The organism is Kribbella solani (genome assembly GCF_014205295.1).
Taxonomy (GTDB): Bacteria; Actinomycetota; Actinomycetes; order Propionibacteriales; family Kribbellaceae; genus Kribbella; species Kribbella solani.
The window spans coordinates 3,878,265-3,893,564 of sequence record NZ_JACHNF010000001.1 but is presented as its reverse complement, the minus strand read 5'-3'; the positions used below and the strand labels follow the sequence as shown (position 1 = coordinate 3,893,564).

Below are 15,300 nucleotides of genomic sequence, written 5' to 3'. Positions count from 1 at the left end.
ATGCTGTTCGCCGGATCGGATCGCGACGGAGTCGCGGAGGGAAAGATCACCGTCGCGTACCGGCGCTGGGCCGAGCCGCGGGTGGTCGAAGGACGGATCTACCGCACCAACGCGGGCCGGATCTCGATCGACAGCATCAAGCAGGTCAACCCGGACCTGATCACGGACACCGACCCGGACGTCGCGCTCGCCGATCGGCAGAACGCGAAAGACGTCCGCCGGCGGTTGCGCGGCGACGACTCACAGCCGACGTTCCTGATCCGCTTCCACCTGGTCGAAGGTCCGGACCCGCGGGAGCAGCTCGCGTCGGACGCGACGCTGAGCGCCGAGGACCTGGCCGACCTTCGAGAGCGGCTCGCGCGTTTCGACCAGGCCAGCAACCACGGTCCGTGGACCACCGAGACCTTGCGGCTCATCCAGTCCACCCCCGCCACCCGGGCCGGCGACCTCGCCGCCTCCCTGGGCCGCGACACCGCCCCCTTCAAACTGGACGTCCGCAAACTGAAGAACCTCGGCCTCACCTACAGCCTCGAGGTCGGCTACCGCATCTCCCCTCGCGGTGCCGCCTACCTGAACGCCCTAGGCAACTAACCCGCCCATCTGGAGCCCGCGTCGGCGGTTCGTCCCCGGCCAGGTGGAGCCCGCGTCGGCGGTTCGACAGTACGTATACGGCTGCTGGCGCGGTCGGCGAGCGTCGGAGCCGCCCGCGGGCAAGGGCAGTGGACGTATACGTACTGTCGAGCTGCAGTTGCTAGAGCTCGTCGCCGCGGTTCAGGTTGAGGGTCGCGAGCAGGTCCTCGTGCAACTCGAACCAGACCCGGTGACAGGAGTCCACATCGCTGCGGTCGACCCAACCGGTTTCACCCGCCCGCACCCGCGCAAGCGCGGCAGCGAAGCGAGTGTCGTACCCACTGAACCGGGGGAGGACGGCCGTTAGTTGGCCGGCGATGGACTCCAAGGCTCGATTGATGACCGCGAGCTCATGCAGTACGCCCGCGTCCCAGTCCGGGTCCGTGTGGTCGTTGGCGGCCAGCGGATCGGTTGCGGTCGGCCGAAGTTGCCAGTCGGCGCAGGCGCGCTGCAGTAAGGCGTTGAGCGGGAGGAACTCCTCGTACACCTTCCGCACCGCGTCCTCACCGCTGACTTCGGCAAGCTCATCCGCAAGCAGCCGCTCGTTCTCGGCGCGCCCGGTCTCGGTCAGCGCCCACCCACCCGTACCCGCGAAACTGCTCCGCGTCACCCACCCACACGCCGCCGCCGCGATCAGCTCCCCCTCAACCTCATCCACCGAGAGCCACACCCGCCGAGCAACCACCCCCGTCTCCCCAAACCCAACCAACCGCACCCCATGCAACACCCTCCCAAGTACCCCTCCCACCCACCCCAGCCCCACTCCACGCCCCGCGCCGTGCTCCGGCTCCGACTCGCGCCCCGGCCTGGGCGGGCGCCCCGGCGCCGAATCCTGCCCTGTCATGAGGTGGTCTCCTGCCGGGCAGTGAGTCGGTTGAAGCGTTGCTGACAGGCCTGCGGTGAACTGAACCCCATCGCGTCCGCGATCTCCGCCCACGTCAGCCCCGAACTCCTGGCCACGAAGAACAACCCCGCCTCCAACTCCTCAACCTCAGCCCGGGCCGCCGGCAACAACGTCAGCGCCGCGAGCAGATCCTCCGCCCCCAACTCACCCGACCGCCACAACCCGAACTGCACGAAATCCACCGCCGACAACGGCACCGGCGCCGGCCGCCAAGGCCGCGCCGCCAACTCCCCGGCCCCCCGCTCCACCAGCCGCCCCCGGGCCCCCGCCTCCCGCCCCGCCCGCCCCTGATCCCGCGCCCCTTGATCCCGCGCCGCCTGATCTCGCGCCCCCTGGTCCCGTGCCGCCTGAGGCTGCTGTGGGTGCCCAGTGCTGGTCGCGTCCCGCTTGCTTCTCATCCCGCAACAGTGGATCATCAACAAAACGTTGTCAACATAATGTTGTCAACGTCCCGTTGATAGGAGCCGCCGGTGCTGATCCCGCTGCACGCCGCCACCACCCCCACCTGCGGCCCCAAAGCAGCCACCCTCAGCACCCTCCACAACGCCGGACTCCCGGTCCCCAACGCCGCCATCGTCCCCACCACCGCCTTCCCCTCACCCACCAACACCAGCCCCACCGCCCCGGTTGACGTCGGCTCCAGTGCTGATTTGTTGTCTGAGGTGCTGATCTTTGGGCTCGGTGCGTGGCTCGAAAGCATTGGCGACCCACCCGTGGCCGTACGCTCCTCGGCCACCAACGAAGACACCGCCACCACCTCGGCCGCCGGCCAGTACGACACCTTCCTCGGCGTACAAGGCCTCGCCGCCGTCACCACCGCAGTACGCGCCTGCTGGTCTTCTTTGTGGTCCACTCGAGCCACCGCGTACCGCACAACAGATGTGCAGGCCCTTGCGATGGCGGTTGTGATCCAGGAGCTGGTAGACGCGGAAGTGTCTGGCGTCATGTTCACGCCCGCGGACGCGACCGGCAGCACTCTGATCGAAGCGTCCTGGGGACTGGGCCCGTCGGTCGTCGAGGGCCGCCTGACTCCCGACAGCTACGAAATCACCGCCGACGGCTCCGTCACCGCCACCATCGCCGACAAACCCACTGCCTTGTACCGCACCGGCTCTCACGTGCTCGAACAGGACGTCCCCGCCGACCTCCGCCGTACACCCACCCTGAGCACCGAAACAGCCACCCAGCTGGCCGCCCTCGGCAACCAAGTCACCGACCTCCTCGGCGGCCCCCAAGACATCGAATGGGCCATCGCCAACAACCAGCTCTGGCTCCTCCAGTCCCGCCCAATAACCACCTCACCCCCCAGCCCCACCCGCGCCCCCGCACCCCACAGCACCACCCGCGCCGCCGCAGCACTCCCCGGCGTGGCATCAACCCCTGATGCCGGTTCGATGCTCACCGGTGTTCCCGCCAGCCGTGGTACGGCGTCTGGTCCGGTGCGGGTTGTCCGTGGCCCGCAGGACTTCGCTGATGTACGCCCCGGCGACATCCTGGTCTGCCGCTGCACCGACCCGGCCTGGACGCCACTGCTCGGCATCGTTGCCGGCGTAGTCACCGAGGTCGGAGGGGTCCTGTCCCACGCCGCCATCGTTGCCCGCGAACGCGGCATCCCCGCGATCGTCAGTGTCCCGGCCGCCACCACCCGGCTCCGGAACGGCAAGCAGATCACTCTCGACGCCACCACCGGCGCCGTACACCTCTGATCAGCAGCCTCAGCCCAACAGGCCGGCCCCCAGCTCAGGACCGCTTCAAGAAGCGCAATGAGAAGGCCAGGAACACCAGCACGATCCCGACGTTCGCCATCAGCCGCAGCCAGAACTGGTGCCGGAAGAACAGCACGTCCATGCCGACAATGAGGACGATCATCAAGGCCACCACCAGTACCGTGGTCAGCGGCTTACCCATACTTCGATGCTACTGCGCGAGTTGTGCCAGAGGCGGGAGTCGAACCCGCATGCCCGGGGGCGCCGGCACCTAAAGCCGGTGTGTCTGCCATTCCACCACTCTGGCCGAGGGGGCTGTTGCCTCCCCGCGGGGACATCCTACGGGGAGGCTTTCGCGTCAGCGGCTTTGGAGCGCGTCGATGAAGACACCCTTCAGGTCGCCGGGGTTGCGGGCGACGTAGGCCTGACCGCCGGTGGCCTGGGCCAGCGCGCTGAGCTCGTCGGCGTTCGCCTCGGGCCCCATGCCGAGCGCGATGATCCGGACCGGCCGGGACGGGTCCTGCAGGCCCTGGAGCGTACGAACGGCCTGCGCGAGCGTCGGGCTGCCGGGATCGTCGTTCTTGCCGTCCGTGAAGAGCAGAATCGTGTTCACGGCGCTCTGGTCGTACTGCTGCCGGACCTGGCGTACGGCGGCGATCGCGGTGTCGTACAGACCGGTGCCGCCGCCGGCGATCGGCTGCTGGATCTTGAGCTGCCCGACGATCTTGGCGCGTTGCACCTTGGACAGCGGCGCGATCGGTACGAGTTGCTTGTAATCGGCCTTGTCCGGGCCGATCTGGGTCGAGAACGTCCACAGACCGAGCTTCGCGCTGTCCGGGAACAGGTCGAGTCCGCTGGTCGCTGCCTCGACGGTGAGCTGCATCCGGGTCTTGGCGCCGACCTTCTCGGCCATCGAACCGGAGACGTCGACGACCGCGAGTGAGTGCGTGGACAGCGACAGGCGGGTCCAGTTCTGCAGGGTGGTGTCGATGGCTTCGCTGGTCGGCTTGGTCAGCTGGCTGACGTCGCCGACGCCGCGGCCGCCGCTCAGCGCGCTCAGCGCGGTGTCCCGGAATCCGGCCTGGTCGCGGGCCTGGGCGCTGGCGTCGGACATCAGCTCGCTGCCGAGCGCCTTGGCTGCCTGGTCCGCCTGGTCGGTGTCGGACTTCGCGGTGACGACGATCGGGTAGTCCAGGGCGAGTGTGCCGGTGGCGGGCTGGATCGCCTTCAGCTGGGCGTCCGGGTGCGCGTCCTGGTACTTCACGAAACTTTGCTCAGACGCCGGTACGACGGTTGTGCTGCCGTCCTGGTCGGCGCGACCGAGCAGGGCGTTGACGTCCGTGTACGGCTTCGCCATCGAGCCGAGGCGCTGGGCCAGCGGCACGATCACCTGGGACACCTGGGTGTCGGAGGCGGAGGTCTTCTGCCGTTCCATCTGTACCGACAGCAGCGTGAGCGCGCCCGGCGACGTGTTCAGCGGGTCGAGCAGGGCCGGGCTCGCGCCGGACAGGCTGCGCAGCCAGGACGAGGTGTCGGCGAAGTTGGTCCGCCGGCCGACCAGTACCAGTGGTGATGTAGCGATCGAGGCGACCGCGATGTTCGGGACGGTCTGGCCGTCGTCGGCCTGGGCGACCCACAGTGAGGAGTCGGGGATCCACAGGTCCGGCCGGGTGTCACTGCCGTGCGCGACGTCCCGGGCGACCTGGGCGGACGGTGCCGCGCTGATGGTGAACTGCAGGCACGGGTTGCCGTCCTTGCCGCCCTTGGCGGTCAGCGCCTTGGCCGCCGCGTCGATCGAGGGCTGCATCTCGGGTGTGGTCGCGAGCTGGATCTGGGTCGGGTCGTCGCAGGCCTTGTTGCCGCCGAGGAACCCGTCGGCGCCGGAGGACGATCCGAAGGACCGGACCACGAAGACCGCGCCCAGGGTCAGCACCAGTATTCCGACCGCGGTGATGTACACCGAGCGACGGTTGTTGTTACTTCGCGTGACCGCAGAGGAATGTTTTCCCATCGCGGCAGGTCCCTCCCTCCCAGAGGCTGACTGCGCGCGCAGATTACCCGGTTTCGGCAGGTCGCGGTGGGGGCCACCAACGGTCGTGACACACCCGTCGCCGAACCGGAACCCGGCCGGGAGTACGGCTTTTTCACAGGAACGCTGAAAAAATCACCCTGTGTGCCGGTTCCGCTGCGATGCGGTGAAGTATGACTGTGATCCAAATCACAGCAACAGTTTGCTCAAACGACCGTTCTATGGACCGCTCGAATGAAACGGTTGCAGGTTTCCCTGCGCCGAATCGCGTTTCCGGTCCGGAATCGGGTCAGAGTCCGAGATCCCGGCGCAGCTTCGCGACATGCCCGGTGGCCTTCACGTTGTACTGCGCGACCGCGATCTTCCCGTCCGGATCGACCACGAACGTGGACCGGATCACGCCGGTCACCTTCTTCCCGTACATGGTCTTCTCGCCGAACGCGCCGTACGCGGTCAGCACCTCTTTGTCCGGGTCGCTGAGCAGCGGGAACGTCACGCCGTCCCGCTCGCGGAACTTCGCCAGCTTGGCGGGCTTGTCCGGGGAGATCCCGAGCACCGCGTACCCGGCCGCCTGCAGCGAGTCGAGCGAGTCCCGGAAGTCGCAGGCCTGCTTCGTACAGCCTGGGGTCATCGCGGCCGGGTAGAAGTAGACGATCACGTTCTTCCCGCGCAGGCTCGCCAGCGCCACGTCGTTGCCGTCAGCATCGGGCAGGGTGAAGTCGGGTGCGGCGTCGCCGACGGACAGGCGTTCGGACATCTGGTCCTCCACGGATAGGGCTGCTGCCGCCATCGTACGTGCGCGCCGGCCGCGTCCCGGCCACGTCGCGCCCGTATCCCGGGAGTGGTCAGTGGGCGCCGTTAGCCTGAGGTCATGCGGGCCATGACAGTCATTCCCGGCAAGTCCGACTCGGCGCGCGTCGGCGCGGTCGCGGAGCCTCCGGCCGCCGACGGTTCGATCCTGGTACAGGGCCTGCTGACGGGCATCTGCGGCACTGATCTGGAGCTGCTGGCCGGGGCACTCGGCCGCGTACAGCCCGGGTCGGATCACCTGGTGATAGGTCACGAGTCACTCGGGCAGGTGCTGGAGGCACCAGCAGGCTCCGGCTTCACCGCGGGCGATCTGGTCGCCGGAGTGGTGCGCCGACCCGACCCGGTGCCCTGTCCGGCCTGTGCGCGTGGTGAATGGGACTTCTGCCGCAACGGCCAGTACACAGAGCGCGGCATCAACGGAATGGACGGGTATGGCGCGGAGCGCTGGCGCGTCGACCCGTACTTCGCCGTACCGGTACCGGCTGTCCTGGGGCACCTGGGCGTACTGGTAGAGCCGACCAGCATCCTCGCCAAGGCGTTTGAACAAGTGGATCGGGTAGGTGCCCGGTCCTGGTTCGACCCGAAGCACGTACTGGTGACAGGCGCCGGACCGATCGGCCTACTCGCCACACTGATCGCACAACAGCGCGGGTACGACGTGCATGTACTGGACCGGGTCACCGACGGCCCCAAGCCGGAGCTGGTCCGGGCACTCGGCGGTACCTATCTGACTGATCTCCAGCAGCTTGATGTCGTACCGGATGTGGTCATAGAGGCGACCGGTGTCGGACAGGTGGTGTTCGACTGCGCCAACCTGCTCCCACCGGCCGGTGTGATTTGTCTGGCCGGCATCCACCCCGGTCCGGCAACCGTGGACGTACAGCTCGACGCACTGGTCCGCCAGCTCGTCGTACGCAACGCAGCGCTCGTGGGCACGGTCAATGCGGGCAAACGGCACTACGCGGACGCTGTGGACATGCTGCTCAAGGCTGATCGCGCCTGGTTGGAGCGGTTGGTGACGCGGACCGTACCGCTGTCGAACTGGCCCGCCGCATTGGTGCGGGAACCGGATGACATCAAGGTGGTCGTGGACTTGCGGGGATGACCTGCGAGGATGGTGGTGACGAGGGGCAGGCCCGGGCATCCCGGGGCAGCCCCGCCGAGGGAAGGGAGCTCGACAGGTGTCGGACACGAAGGCTCGGACCGCCGAGCAGATCGAGGCGGACATCGCCGCCACCCGGTTGCGGTTGGCCTCGACCGTGGACGAGCTGGTCGACCGGGCGAACCCGAAGAACGTGGCACTGCGCCAGGTCGAGCAGGCGAAGTCGCAGGTCTTCGACGAGCACGGGCAGCTGCGGACCCAGAAGATCGTCGCGGTCGCCGGCGCGGTGGCCGGTGTGGTCGGCGTACTGCTGGTGATCCGTCGCCTGGTGGGTCGCCGGTGACTCCTCGCAAGAAGCTCTCCGACGACAAGTTGCCGATCCGGATGCTGCACGACCGCGTCCTGGTCTCCCTCGAACAGGAGGGCGAGCGAAAGTCGTCGGCGGGCATCCTGATCCCCGCCACTGCCCAGATGGGCCGCCGGCTGGCCTGGGCCAAGGTCGTCGCGGTCGGTGCGAACGTACGCACCGTCGAGGTCGACGACCGGGTGCTGTTCGACCCGGAGGACCGGGCCGAGGTGGAGGTCCGTGGCGACGACTACATCCTGCTCCGCGAGCGTGACCTGCACGCGGTCGCGGCCGGCCGCCTGGAAGACGGCCAGACCGGGCTCTATCTCTGAGAGGGCGTCTGAGAACCCTGCACCTACTGCGGGGCACTCGGCGCGGCACCTCGCCGCACGGGTGCAAAGGCCACGATGCGCCGCATCGAGACCTTCGCCCCCACGCACCGAGCCACCGCACCGAGCACCTCCTCGCTACGGCACAGAGTTCCCAGACGCCCTCTGAGCTGGACACTGTCTCCGACCCGCGCGGCGGGTGGGGGAGAATGACTGCGTGATCTTCGAGACCTCCTCCCGGCTGCCAGACTTCCCGTGGGACAAGCTCGCCCCTTACAAGCAGAAGGCGGCCGGGCATCCGGACGGCATCGTCGACCTCTCGGTCGGCAGCCCGGTGGACCCGGTGCCGGAGCTGGTCAAGAAGGCGCTGGCCGATGCCGCGGACGCCCCGGCGTACCCGACCACCCTTGGTACGGCGTCGGCGCGCCAGGCCGCGGTGGACTGGATGGACCGGCGCCTCGGTGTGACCGGAGTGGACCCGCAGCGCGAGGTGCTGCCGGTGATCGGTACCAAAGAGCTGATCATGATGCTGCCGACTCTGTTGGGTATCGGCGCGGGTGACACGGTCCTGATCCCGGACCTGGCCTACCCGACGTACGAGGCGGGTGCCGCGCTTGCACGGGCGACCAGCGTTCCGGTCGCGGACCCATCGGCGTACGAGGGTGCGGTGCGGGTCGCGTACCTGAACTCCCCGCGCAACCCGTCCGGTGAGATCACCCCGGCGGCTGATCTGCGCCGCGCGGTCGAGTGGGCTCGTGCGAATGACGTACTACTGGTCAGCGACGAGTGCTACACCGAGTTCGGCTGGGACGAGAAGCCGGTGTCGGTGCTGCACCCGGATGTGTCGGGCGGCAGCTTCGACAACCTGCTGGCGGTGCACTCGCTGTCCAAGCGCTCCAACCTGGCCGGGTACCGCGGTGGGTTCGCTACTGGTGATCCGACTGTCGTGGCGGAACTGCTTGAGGTGCGGAAGCACGCCGGGTTGATGGTGCCGTCGCCGATCCAGGCCGCGATGGCTGCCGCGTTCGCTGACGACGTACATGTTGAGGAGCAGCGTGGCCGGTACCTGCGCCGCCGCGCGGTGCTGCGGGATGCGCTGACCAGCGCGGGCTGGGAGATCACGCTGTCCAACGGTGGGCTGTACCTGTGGGCATCCCATCCGTCGTACGACGCGTACGGCTCTGTCGCTGCACTGGCTGACTTGGGCATCCTGGTCGCGCCTGGAGCCTTCTACGGAACTGCGGGTCAGCGGCACGTACGCGTCGCGCTGACTGGTACTGACGAGCGGATCGACGCGGCGGTCAAGCGACTGGAGCAGTAGTACCTGTGACTTCTTCCTGGCGTCACTGCCTCTTATAGGGGGTATTTGACGTCCAGGGAGGGAGAAGCGGATGAAGCGCTTCGTCATGGCTGTCGCAGTGCTGCTCACTACACCTACACCTGCTCCAACTACTTCTCCTACGCCGACGCCGGCTGTGAGTACGCCGGCGCCGGTTGCGACCACTCCGGCGCCGGAGTGGTCGATCAGCTTGGACCAGCCGGCCGTGTCCTGGGAGGACAGGCCGACCGTCTTCACCGGCAAGCTCAGCAAGCCGATCACCGGGTCGTACGTCACCCTGTGGCAGCGCGTACCCGGTGCGTGGGTACTACGCGCTTCGACTCGTACTACTGCCGGTGGCGCGTACCGGTTCAACTACGTGTCGCCGTCTACTGGTACGTGGGCGTTCCGCACCATGATCGGTGTCAAAGCCGAGACAGCGCTGGCGATCTCGCCGTACCGGACCGTGCCGATCCAGGACCGGAAGATCGTGATCAACCCACCGGCGTCCTGGTACGCGACACTCACCGGCGTCTCGGTCACCGGCCGGACAGTACCGGCCGAGCCGCGCCAGGAGCTCGCGCTGCAGTCGTACCTCGGTAGCGGCAAGTGGCAGCTGCTCGGCGTCACCACAGTGGATGCCAAGGGCAACTTCCGGTTCCGGGTGCCGGACGACCTACCGGCCACCCGGACTGTACGCGTAGTGACTCGGAAGGTCAGCCAGTCCGCGATGGAGTACTCCGGTCTGGCCACCATCGTGATCAAGGCAGTGCTGAACCCGAAGGTGTACGCCGTGTCCGCCGCGATGGTCCGGTACACGTACCGAGCGGGCTGTCCGGTCGCGCCATCCTCGCTACGGCTGTTGCAGCTGAACTACTGGGGCTTTGACGGCCGGGTGCACCGCGGCGAGCTGATCCTCCGTGACGCGGCCGTGGCGAAGATGATCACGGTCTGGACTTCTACGCTCGCAGCCAAGTTCCCGATTCGGCAGATGCGGCGAGTGGACGTGTTCGGTGGCAGCGACGTGAAGGCGATGGCCGCCGACAACACCTCTGCGTTCAACTGCCGCCGGGTCACGGGCGATCCGTACTCGCTGTCGCCGCACTCGTACGGGTGGGCGATCGACGTCAACACCGTGGAGAACCCGTACCTGGCGGCGAACGGTGTCTGGTACCCGTCTAACGGTCTGGCGTATCGCAACCGGTCGGTCGTACGCCCCGGGATGTTGTTCGCCAACAGCGCCACCACTAAGGCACTGGTCGGACAGGGCTACTTCTGGGGCGCTCGCTGGGCCAAACCCGACTACCAGCACTTCGAGCCGAAGTGAGAGGCGTAGCGGCTGCTGGCGTACTGGCTGTGGTGCTGGCCGGCTGCAGTGCGAAGCCGGTCGCTCAACCATCTACTCCAACACCAGTCCCCAGTACGGTTGGCGGGACAGTGCCGGTGCCGACCAACACGTTGAGTACGACCAAAGCAACAGACGCGGGCGTGCCACCACAGGTACCCGAGCAGGCGACCGCTCCGCCGCCGGCCAACGCCGGACCGCTCACCGAACGCAACCTGCCGGCGCCGGACAAGCTTGGACCCGGCTGGAAGACCTACACCGACCCAGGCGGTGCAGAGGCCGGTTTTGTCGGTAACAACACCTGGACCCGACGCCGCGATCCGCACCAGGCGTCGTACGAAGCCCTGCCTTCCGGCTGCGCGGGCAGTCCGGCTAAGGGCGCGCTGCCGGTGCCCGCGTACGCGCTGACTGGCAGCTACCGCACCGCCTCCGCGCTACCGGCTACAGCGCTGCTGCTTCGCTTCAGCAACTCAGACCAGGCAACCGCGTATTACCAGGGCTACGGGCAGCGCATGCGGGCGTGTGGCACCGGTGGCGATCTGAGTGTCAGGCAGCTCTGGACTGACCAGTCCGCTGCCGCGGCAGTACGGGCGTACGCGGGAGCGGAGTCGTACGTCGACCTGTCCGTACTTCGCGGGTCCACTGTCGCGCTGCTCGCCACCACCTCCGCTGAACCGGATCAGCAGGCCGACTGGGCGCGCGCCCTCGTACCGGTTGTGGAGGCTGTCATCGAATAGACCCCCAAACTGAGCGAAAAGTTGTATTACCTTTCAGTATTTTGTGTCCTACACTCCGATCATGGGTGACTTTGATCGGTATGCCCGCCTGACCGCGGGGCTGGACGCGCCGTACGCGGTCATCGACCTGGCCGCGTTCCGGCGGAATGCCGCCGACCTGGTCCGGCGCGCCGCGGGGACACCGATCCGGGTCGCGTCCAAGTCGGTGCGCTGCCGCGCCCTGATCGAGGCCGCGCTGGCACAGCCGGGCTTCCGGGGCGTGATGAGCTACGCGCTCCCGGAGGCGCTCTGGCTGGCGCGCAACGGTGTCGACGACATCCTGCTCGGCTACCCGACCACGCACCGGACGGCGCTCCGCGAGCTCTCCGCGGACCCGGAGGCGGCCGCGCGGATCACGCTGATGATCGACTCCCCGGAACACCTGGCGTTCATCAAGGCGACCGCTGTCGGTGACGCCCGGATCCAGCTCTGCCTCGACGTCGACGCGTCGCTGCGGGTCTTCGGCCAGCACCTCGGCGTCCGCCGCTCGCCGCTGCGCACTCCGGCCGACGTCGCCGCCTTGGCTCGTACGGTGGCCGCCGACGATGCGTTCGAGCTGGCCGGAGTGATGTTCTACGAGGCGCAGATCGCCGGGCTGCCCGACACTTCGCCCGCCATCCGGTGGGTGAAGCGCCGATCAGCCGCCGAGCTCGCCGACCGTCGTGGCGCGGTCGTCGACGCGGTCAAGCAGATCGCCCAGCTCCGGATCGTGAACAGCGGCGGCACCGGCAGCCTTGAGGTGAGCAGCGCGGACCCGGTCGTCACCGAGGTCACCGCCGGCTCCGGGCTGTACGGACCCACGCTGTTCGACAAATACGACATCTTCCGGCCCGAGCCCGCGATGGCGTACGCGCTGGACGTCGTCCGCCGGCCCGCGCCGCGGATTGCCACCCTCTTCAGCGGCGGGTACGTGGCTTCCGGCCCGGCGAAGAAGTCCCGGCTGCCGTCGCCGGCTTGGCCATCCGGTCTGAAACTGGTCGGTGCGGAAGGTGCTGGCGAGGTGCAGACTCCGGTGCAGGGACAATCGTCCGAACGGCTGCGTCTTGGAGACAGAGTGTGGATGCGCTACGCCAAGGCAGGCGAGATGCTTGAGCGGTTCGACGTCGTCCACGCGGTCGACGGCGAGCAGGTGACCGAGCTGGTCACCTACCGCGGCGAAGGGAAGAACTTCGGATGAGCAGCTGGCAGAACTGGTCCGGTACCGAGTCGGCGACCGGCATCGAGACCCTGCGCCCGGGCTCGGCCGACGAGCTGGCCGCCGCGGTCAAGTCCGCGGCCGAGCAAGGAAAGAAGCTCAAGGCGGTCGGCGCCGGGCACTCGTTCACCGGCTGCTCGGTGCCGCAAGAGGTGATGATCAGGCTCGACCGGCTGTCGTCGATCACCCATGCCGACCAGCAGAGCGGCCGGGTCACGGTCGGCGCCGGCACCGGGCTGCGGAAGCTCAACCTCGGCCTGGCCGCGTTCGACCTGGCACTGGCGAACCTCGGCGACATCGACAAACAGACCATCTCCGGCGCGATCTCGACCGGCACGCACGGCACCGGCGCGCGGCTCGGCGGTCTCGCCACCCAGGTCGTCGGGCTCGACCTGATCACCGCGGACGGCTCGGTGCTGCACTGCTCGGCCGAGGAGAACCCGGGCGTCTTCGCCGCCGCCCGGATCTCGGTCGGCGCGCTCGGCGTGATCAGCTCGCTCACCCTGCAGTGCGTACCGGCGTTCCTGCTCCGCGCGCAGGAAATGCCGATGCCGCTGGCAGACGTACTGGACGGCTTCGATGAGCTTGCCGACGGCAACGATCACTTCGAGTTCTACTGGTTCCCGCACACCGAGCTGGCGCTGACCAAGCGGAACAACCGGGTCGGCGCGGACGTCGAGGCGGCGCCGGTCGGGCGGATTCGCGGCTGGGTCGACGACGAGCTGCTGTCCAACAAGGTCTTCGAGCTGACCAACCGGCTCGCTGTCCGGCAGCCCGCGATGGTGCCGCGGATCAACCGGATCGCGTCGCGCGCATTGTCGGCCCGGGAGTACGTCGACGCGTCGTACAAGGTGTTCTGTACCGAGCGCAACGTGGTCTTCCGCGAGTCTGAGTACGCGGTGCCGCGCGAGCATGTGATCGAGGTGATCCGCCGGCTGCGGGACTGGATCGACACGTCGGGGTCGCGGATTCCGTTCCCGATCGAGGTCCGGGTGGCCGCGCCGGACGATATCTGGTTGTCCACAGCGCACGGGCGGGAGACGGCGTACGTCGCCATCCATCAGTACCACCAGCTGCCACACGATCCGTACTTCCAGGCCTTCGAGCGGATCGTCGCCGACTACGACGGCCGGCCGCACTGGGGGAAGCTGCACACCCTCGGCGCATCGGAGCTACGCGCCCGGTACCCGCGCTTCGACGACTTCGTCGCCGTCCGCGATCGGCTCGATCCGCAGCGCGTGTTCGAGAACGCGTACACCCGCCAGGTCTTCGGCTGATCCACGGCACGTGTGTCCTGGTGCAGTGCTTGGCCGCAGGGCTAGCCTGCGAGCATGAATGCTCTGGAACCGCTCGAACCAGTCGTCGAGGACTGGCAGCAGGCACTGGCCGTGGTCGCGCACCCGGACGACCTGGAATTCGGCGCCGCGGCCGCGATCGCGCGCTGGACCGGGCAGGGCAAGCAGATCACGTACTGCCTGCTGACCTCCGGTGAAGCCGGGATCGACGGCGTCGACCCGGCCGAGTGTGGCCCGCTGCGGGAAGCCGAGCAGATCGAGTCGTCCCGGATCGTCGGCGTCTCGACGGTCGAGTTCCTCGGCCAGCCGGACGGAACGATCGAGTACGGCGTCGCGCTCCGCCGGGTGATCACCGCCGCGATCCGCCGGCACCGGCCGGAGATCGTCATCACCAACAACTTCCGCGACAGCTGGGACGGCGACGTCCTGCTCAACCAGGCCGACCACATCAACACCGGCCGCGCGACCCTGGACGCGGTCCGCGACGCCGCGAACCGGTGGATCTTCCCGGACGCGGGCGACAAGTGGGACGGCGTACGCCAGGTGTGGGCGTCCGGGTCACCAGCCGCCCGGCACGGCGTCGACACCACCGACACGTTCGACCTGGGAGTGCAGTCGTTGAAGGCCCACCAGGCGTACATCGACGGCCTCGGCTGGCCCGACTTCGACCCAGAAGAGTTCCTGGAAGGCACCTCCCGCCCAGCCGGCACCCAGCTCGGCACAAAGTACGGCACCCGCTTCGAGGTCTTCACGCCGTAGCGCGGACCTGAGGCACTCACCAACCTCGACAACCGCCCGGGCGGCACGCTCAAGAGGTGGCCGACCACGCCGGTCGGGCGCGGTTGGTGAGTGCCACAGGTCCGGTCACTCAGCAGGCAGGTCCAGGGACGCGTTCAGGTGCGGTGGGTTGGGCTTGGGGCGGCGGGGTTCGCGGTCGCCCGCGGTGGGTGGGTTGTTCGGGCCGCGCCAGGAGCGGACCAGTGCGCGGCCGCCCTTGCGGGTCATCCGGTGCAGGTCGATCTGCTGGACCTGGCCGGCCGGGATGCCGAGCTGAGCCAGGCTCCGGTTCGCCATCGCGCAGGCCGCGTCGTGGTGACGCGGTGAAAACTTCTGCTGCAGCACGATCGCGATCGACCCGTCGGGCAGATCCTCGATCCGCTGGAACCGCATCCCCTTGTCCAGCGACCAGGACTTCAGGGCAAGCTCAAGGTAGTCGGAGTCGGCCAGCCGCCGATCGGTCATCGCACGCGCAACCACTTCATAACGGGCCATACCCCGATCATCCGTCGCCCCCCACCCGTTTTCCAGCACCCACCCCACCAACCAACCCGCCCACCCCACCAACCAACCCGCCCACCCCACCAACCAACCCGCCCACCCCACCAACCAACCCGCCCACCCCACCAACCAACCCGCCCACCCCACCAACCAACCCGCCCACCCCACCAACCAACCCGCCCACCCCACCAATCAACCCGCCCACCCCACCAACCAACCCGCCCACCCCACCCGACC

General features: G+C 68.3%; 17 protein-coding genes and 1 tRNA gene. 11 read left to right on the top strand and 7 right to left on the bottom strand.

All coding sequences use genetic code 11. The features are described 5' to 3' along the window. Positions 1 to 591: a hypothetical protein gene (locus tag HDA44_RS17650; protein ID WP_184835770.1), complete on the top strand. Its 591-nt coding sequence runs from the start codon at positions 1 to 3 to the stop codon at positions 589 to 591. A 160-nt stretch (positions 592 to 751) separates the two neighbouring features. Here the strand turns inward: HDA44_RS17650 and HDA44_RS17645 are convergent, their stop codons facing one another. Then, complete coding sequence (locus tag HDA44_RS17645; RefSeq protein WP_337906082.1) at positions 752 to 1,288, bottom strand: transcriptional regulator; 537 nt, start codon at positions 1,286 to 1,288, stop codon at positions 752 to 754. A 182-nt stretch (positions 1,289 to 1,470) separates the two neighbouring features. Further along, entirely contained in the window at positions 1,471 to 1,932 is a 462-nt protein-coding gene (locus HDA44_RS17640; protein WP_184835766.1) for a DNA-binding protein, read from the bottom strand. Positions 1,933 to 2,004: 72 nt separating this feature from the next. On the opposite strand from HDA44_RS17640, the gene HDA44_RS38085 reads away from it, so the two are divergent. After that, complete coding sequence (locus tag HDA44_RS38085) at positions 2,005 to 3,240, top strand: PEP/pyruvate-binding domain-containing protein (RefSeq protein ID WP_184835764.1); 1,236 nt, start codon at positions 2,005 to 2,007, stop codon at positions 3,238 to 3,240. A gap of 34 nt (positions 3,241 to 3,274) precedes the next feature. On the opposite strand, the gene HDA44_RS17630 is transcribed toward HDA44_RS38085, so the two are convergent. From HDA44_RS17630 to bcp, 4 genes are all read right to left on the bottom strand, one after another. Continuing rightward, on the bottom strand, positions 3,275 to 3,442 hold the full coding sequence (locus HDA44_RS17630; protein ID WP_184835762.1) for a hypothetical protein: 168 nt from the start codon (positions 3,440 to 3,442) through the stop codon (positions 3,275 to 3,277). Between the two features lie 24 nt (positions 3,443 to 3,466). After that, positions 3,467 to 3,547: transfer RNA gene (locus tag HDA44_RS17625), tRNA-Leu, on the bottom strand. A 51-nt stretch (positions 3,548 to 3,598) separates the two neighbouring features. Beyond that, positions 3,599 to 5,200, bottom strand: coding sequence for a substrate-binding domain-containing protein (locus HDA44_RS17620; RefSeq protein WP_319039237.1), 1,602 nt, complete (start codon positions 5,198 to 5,200; stop codon positions 3,599 to 3,601). Positions 5,201 to 5,558: 358 nt separating this feature from the next. Next, positions 5,559 to 6,026 carry a thioredoxin-dependent thiol peroxidase gene (gene bcp / locus HDA44_RS17615; protein WP_184835758.1) on the bottom strand — a complete coding sequence of 156 codons (468 nt, stop codon included), beginning with the start codon at positions 6,024 to 6,026 and terminating at the stop codon, positions 5,559 to 5,561. A gap of 114 nt (positions 6,027 to 6,140) precedes the next feature. Between bcp and HDA44_RS17610 the strand changes: the two genes are divergently transcribed. The 9 genes from HDA44_RS17610 (at position 6,141) to HDA44_RS17570 (ending at position 14,544) form a co-directional block, all read left to right on the top strand. Beyond that, a complete protein-coding gene (locus HDA44_RS17610; protein ID WP_184835756.1) occupies positions 6,141 to 7,184 on the top strand; it encodes a glucose 1-dehydrogenase in 1,044 nt (347 codons plus the stop codon). A 76-nt stretch (positions 7,185 to 7,260) separates the two neighbouring features. Next, on the top strand, positions 7,261 to 7,524 hold the full coding sequence (locus tag HDA44_RS17605; RefSeq protein ID WP_184835754.1) for a DUF3618 domain-containing protein: 264 nt from the start codon (positions 7,261 to 7,263) through the stop codon (positions 7,522 to 7,524). Further along, positions 7,521 to 7,859 carry a GroES family chaperonin gene (locus HDA44_RS17600; protein ID WP_184835751.1) on the top strand — a complete coding sequence of 113 codons (339 nt, stop codon included), beginning with the start codon at positions 7,521 to 7,523 and terminating at the stop codon, positions 7,857 to 7,859. The genes HDA44_RS17605 and HDA44_RS17600 overlap by 4 nt, the downstream gene beginning before the upstream one ends. A 217-nt stretch (positions 7,860 to 8,076) precedes the next feature. Next, positions 8,077 to 9,177, top strand: coding sequence for a succinyldiaminopimelate transaminase (gene dapC / locus HDA44_RS17595; RefSeq protein ID WP_184843793.1), 1,101 nt, complete (start codon positions 8,077 to 8,079; stop codon positions 9,175 to 9,177). 70 nt (positions 9,178 to 9,247) lie between these two features. Further along, positions 9,248 to 10,501: a M15 family metallopeptidase gene (locus tag HDA44_RS17590; RefSeq protein ID WP_238352480.1), complete on the top strand. Its 1,254-nt coding sequence runs from the start codon at positions 9,248 to 9,250 to the stop codon at positions 10,499 to 10,501. Between the two features lie 110 nt (positions 10,502 to 10,611). After that, positions 10,612 to 11,256 (top strand): hypothetical protein, encoded by a 645-nt coding sequence (locus tag HDA44_RS17585; protein ID WP_184835749.1) that lies wholly within the window; start codon positions 10,612 to 10,614, stop codon positions 11,254 to 11,256. 61 nt (positions 11,257 to 11,317) lie between these two features. Next, complete coding sequence (locus HDA44_RS17580) at positions 11,318 to 12,472, top strand: amino acid deaminase/aldolase (protein ID WP_184835747.1); 1,155 nt, start codon at positions 11,318 to 11,320, stop codon at positions 12,470 to 12,472. Beyond that, the gene (locus HDA44_RS17575) at positions 12,469 to 13,767 is read left to right on the top strand and encodes a D-arabinono-1,4-lactone oxidase (RefSeq protein ID WP_184835745.1); all 1,299 of its coding nucleotides are present in this window, start codon (positions 12,469 to 12,471) and stop codon (positions 13,765 to 13,767) included. Before HDA44_RS17580 ends, HDA44_RS17575 begins: the two co-directional genes overlap by 4 nt. 54 nt (positions 13,768 to 13,821) lie before the next feature. Continuing rightward, positions 13,822 to 14,544 carry a PIG-L deacetylase family protein gene (locus HDA44_RS17570; protein ID WP_184835743.1) on the top strand — a complete coding sequence of 241 codons (723 nt, stop codon included), beginning with the start codon at positions 13,822 to 13,824 and terminating at the stop codon, positions 14,542 to 14,544. 105 nt (positions 14,545 to 14,649) lie between these two features. On the opposite strand, the gene HDA44_RS17565 is transcribed toward HDA44_RS17570, so the two are convergent. After that, positions 14,650 to 15,057 (bottom strand): hypothetical protein, encoded by a 408-nt coding sequence (locus tag HDA44_RS17565; protein ID WP_184835741.1) that lies wholly within the window; start codon positions 15,055 to 15,057, stop codon positions 14,650 to 14,652. Positions 15,058 to 15,300: the final 243 nt, after the last annotated feature.